Origin of the sequence: Herbivorax alkaliphila (assembly GCF_030848475.1) — a bacterium.
Lineage (GTDB): Bacteria > Bacillota > Clostridia > Acetivibrionales > Acetivibrionaceae > Herbivorax.
On the sequence record NZ_JAVDDS010000094.1, the window covers coordinates 1 to 4,350 of the forward strand.

3 protein-coding genes are annotated in these 4,350 nt (G+C 32.8%); all 3 read right to left on the minus strand.

What is annotated here, in order from left to right:
- Positions 1–67: 67 nt before the first annotated feature.
- Complete coding sequence (locus tag RBH29_RS17110; RefSeq protein ID WP_306698221.1) at positions 68–238, minus strand: late competence development ComFB family protein; 171 nt, start codon at positions 236–238, stop codon at positions 68–70.
- A 113-nt stretch (positions 239–351) separates the two neighbouring features.
- Complete coding sequence (locus RBH29_RS17115; protein WP_306698222.1) at positions 352–879, minus strand: hypothetical protein; 528 nt, start codon at positions 877–879, stop codon at positions 352–354.
- Positions 880–947: 68 nt separating this feature from the next.
- On the minus strand, positions 948–4,350 hold a 3,403-nt coding region (locus tag RBH29_RS17120), incomplete at its 5' end, for an RHS repeat-associated core domain-containing protein (RefSeq protein WP_306698223.1).

Consider the following 4,350-nt stretch of genomic DNA (forward strand, 5'->3'; position numbering starts at 1 on the left):
ACTTATTATGGAAGTCTTTTGAAGTAAATTAAATTATTTTTTATTCTTGTATATATAAAGAAAAATTTCAGCCCTTGTGATGAGGATTCTTTTTAACTATTTTAAAAGCTCTCTCAACCATTTTACCAACTCTAGTTCTTAAAGATGTAAAATATTCATTATTTACATTTTTATCCATGAAATTTGAGCAATAATTTGGCTTTAACTCATTAAGAACAATTGCAGCAACATCAGCCAAAAGGCTGTAAGTAGATTGTTAATTTACACACTTCTATTTACAGTCTCTTGCATTATTGTTTTACGAACGTTTAGTTAAATATTTACTCAATGAAAAATAGCTTATTTAAATATTTATACTTTCAATAATTTGCTCAACACCCTTTTAGCAACTTCCCAAAGCCTTTGGTCAACTGCTTCGGACTTGTTTTTTAGAAACCTTATTATTTCTTCTTCCTTTGAAAGAGTCTCCTTTACATCATAATCCATATAGTTTTCCATAGATACGATTGACTGGTAAGCTTCCTCATCATTAAACTCATCCCAACAAGCTTTGATAGTCTCAGCAAGTCTAACAAGTCCAGCCTCTGGTCTTCCCTTGCCAATTGCCCATAGCATTGAAGACCTTAACTCATCTTTAGACCGTATCCTTTTAATGAGTTCATCAATTATCTCAGCCTGTTCTCCTATATCCAATCTTATAGAAATAAGATCCTCATCCAGATAGATTTTGTACTCTTCCAGCCTGCCAAGATCTTTTCCTCCATTTAGAATGTATGTATTCATTTCAAGAAGAGATGCAACCTCACTTATAGCTATATTCTTTTCATCAAAGTCTTCAGAATCAAGATATAATATTAAATCCTTTATTTCACTTTTCATATTCGTCTCCTTTTAGTCTATTTCAAAAAAATACCTTATTGGGCATTTAGTGTATGAATTTCAATCACCTATGTACGTAAATTCCATCCAAAAAGGTTTTCAATATCTATTCTGTATTCTTTTCCTCCGTCATAAAACTCAGCACGCTCTATATTTCCACCTTTTGAAGTCCCCAAAGGTGGGTATGTACCAAGCTTTGTACTAAGTCTGATAACTCCTGATACCAATTGACTTTTCAATCGGTTTAGGGGAAACCACGGAGCCGCTACCGGACACGTTGAAAACATTGTAGCCATTGTCATACGAACCTGTAAAACTGATACCCCTGGGTTTCTAGGTGCTGTTATAGGCAATCCATAAGTGTGATTATATCCCTGTTGCAACTGAACCCTCATAGTATTATTTTGTCTCTTTTTCTTTTTAGTCTTTTCCTTTTGTTTAATCTTGGTTTCAGCCCTGTCATTTGTTCTTGCCATATACATAGCATCAATTCCAGAAAGAGCCTCTGCATACAACTTATAAAACAACATTATTGCAATTGATGCAGATATTAATTTTATACCAACTGCCATTACCTCAGTATCATATTGTAGACGCATAGGTGCCATCACCAGTGCTCCTACCATATATCCAGAAGGGTCAGTTTTCATAACTGGATTTGCATCAGCATAGAGATATTTGTGCAAAGTCTCAGGTTCAAACTGAAGTCCCTGGAAAGCATCCATACTAATAAACCTTCCAATACTAGGATCCATAAATCTAGCTCTTAGATAGTACAAACCAATCCCTGAATCATAAAGCTCTCCAGTATATAGATAATCATTTTTAGTCTTCCCACTTTTTTCTAGTATGTTTCCAAAAGCATCATAACTATATGTATCAGTGATCTCCCCCATACTGTTTGTCAATGCTCTTGTACTTCCTAGTCCATCATAATGATAGTATGAAGTTATTGTTCCTCTGGTCTGACTAATAAGGTCATCTCCATAAAGGTATGAAACTAAAAGTTTTCCTTCTCTGTCTCTTTCCTCAATTATTTGAGAATATCCTCTGTTTCTGTCTACTAGGTATATTATTTCTTCAGTATGGTTTAAAACTTTGCTTACTAGTTCTCCATCCACGTCATAAGTATATCCTGTACTGGATTTTTTGCCTTCCTCTTCAGTTTCAATTAATATAAGTTTATTATTAAGATTATAAGTATATTTTGTAACATCATCCATACCTCTTTTGGACAATGTGTTCCCATTTTTATCGTAAGTGTAGACTTCATCACCACTTGAAATCACTCTGTTATTTATGTCATAAGTATATAGAGTCTCCTTACCATCAGTTGTCTTTTTAATCCTGTTTCCAACTTTATCATACTGATAAGTAATTGCAAGTGTACTTCCATCACTATTCTTTATTTTCTCCCCAGTCACCTTATAAGCAGCATCATAGGTGTATTCTATAGTTCTTCCAGTGTTGTCTGTGATTTTTGTACGATTTCCTGCAGCCTCCAATACATAATCATAGGAACTTATTATATCACCCTTACTATCTATATTCTTAAGACTTACAAGACGATTTAGTTTGTCATAAGTGTATTCAGTCTTTGTTCCATTTGGATATAACATGCTGCTTCTGTTTCCAACAAAATCATAACCATATGTAGTTTTCAATCCATTATAATCTGTCACTGAAATCAACCTGTTCAGTTTGTCATATCCATATGACACTGCACCTAAATCTGTAGTAACTTTAACAATATTACCGCACTTGTCATAATTGTACTTTATTTCGGCACCATTTACATCCTTCTGACTCACTATCCTGTTTCTCTCATCGTATATAAAAGTTAATTTACCTTCCTTTGAAGAAGCAGATTCTTTTAGTCCATTGGCATAATAAGTATATGTCTCAAAAGTATTATCACCATATGTCTTTTTAATAAGATTTCCATTGCTGTCATATTCATAGGATGTAGTATTTCCATTAAAATCCTTATGTAATATCATATTACCTGACTCATCATACTTATAAATCTCTTCCATTCCTAAAGGAAGAATTCTTTTAACCATTCTGTTTAATAAATCATACTCCATTTTTGTCATATTACCATTTGCGTCTTTTATTGAAATCAGATTTCCTGCACCATCATAGGAGTACTCTGTCTCGTTTTTTAATGAATCAATAACCTTAATTAAATTTCCTTTTGCATCATAGGAATATTCCTTAGTTTTACCACCTTGATCTGTTTCACTGATTTTACGACCTAATGGATCGTATTTTGCACTAATAAAAGTATTATCACTAAATATAGTTTTAATCTTATTACCATTAACATCGTACTCATGTTTTATAACATTGCCATTGGCGTCTACCATTTTCACAGGGTTTCCATTACCGTCATATTCAAAAGCAGTTTTGTTACCATATACATCTGTCACTAAAGTATTATACCCCGCAGCGTTATATTGGTATGTAGTTTCATTACCCATTTCATCACTTTGCATTATAAGATTGCCCCAAGAATCATATTTATCTGAGGTAAAACTTCCATCAGGATATGTTATCCTTGTTACTCTTCCTAACTTATCATAGCTGTACTTTGTGGTTTTATTTGTTCTGTCAGTACTAGATATTCTGTTTCCTTCAGCATCATAACTAAAGGTTTCACTGGTATTGTCAGAATAAATTATTTTCACAACATTACCCCATATGTCATATTGGTATTGGGTACGATTTCCCCTCTTATCTATTTGGGCTGATGGTTTTCCAATTGAGTTGTACTCTATTTTTATAGAATACCCATACGGATCAATTTCCTCAATTAACCTGTTCATTCCATCATATTTGTACCTTGTAACAGCTGTCCTTGTTTCTTCTTTATATGAGTATTTTTCTGTCATAGTAAGCTTATTGCCATTATCATCATAAGTATAGGTTATAACATTGCCCATTGGATCAGTTACAGATGTTTCATTACCAAATTCATCATAAGTATATAAAGTTACGTTTCCAAGCTTATCACTTTTACTTGTTATGTTTCCTTTTGCATCATAAGTGTACTTTTCTTCCTTATTATCAGGATATTTTATACTAATTAAATTACCCTTCGAATCATATTCTCTTGTTGTAATGTTACCCATAGGATCTTTTTTAGTAAGTTCCTGCTTTAAGCTATTATATGTATACAAAGTGGTGTATCCCATTGGATCAATTATCTTTATAAGGTTGTTATTTGCATCATACTCATATTGTGTTGTATTTCCATTTGCATCTGTTTGGGAAGTTTTATTTCCTCTTTCATCATAGGTGTAGGTTTTTTTATTGCTCAATGAATCAATAGTACTTGTAATATTTCCATTATTATCATACTCATGAACAATAATGTTTCCAAGCCTGTCTTTTACTATCTCCTGTTTTGAGTCAATATCCCTAGAGTACTCTATTTTGTTTCCCTCTGAATCCACATGAGCAATTAAT

Bases quoted from the DNA above. Each gene is read 5' to 3' on its own strand.
- RBH29_RS17115 (WP_306698222.1), bottom strand. From the start codon at position 879: ATGAAAAGTGAAATAAAGGATTTAATATTATATCTTGATTCTGAAGAC.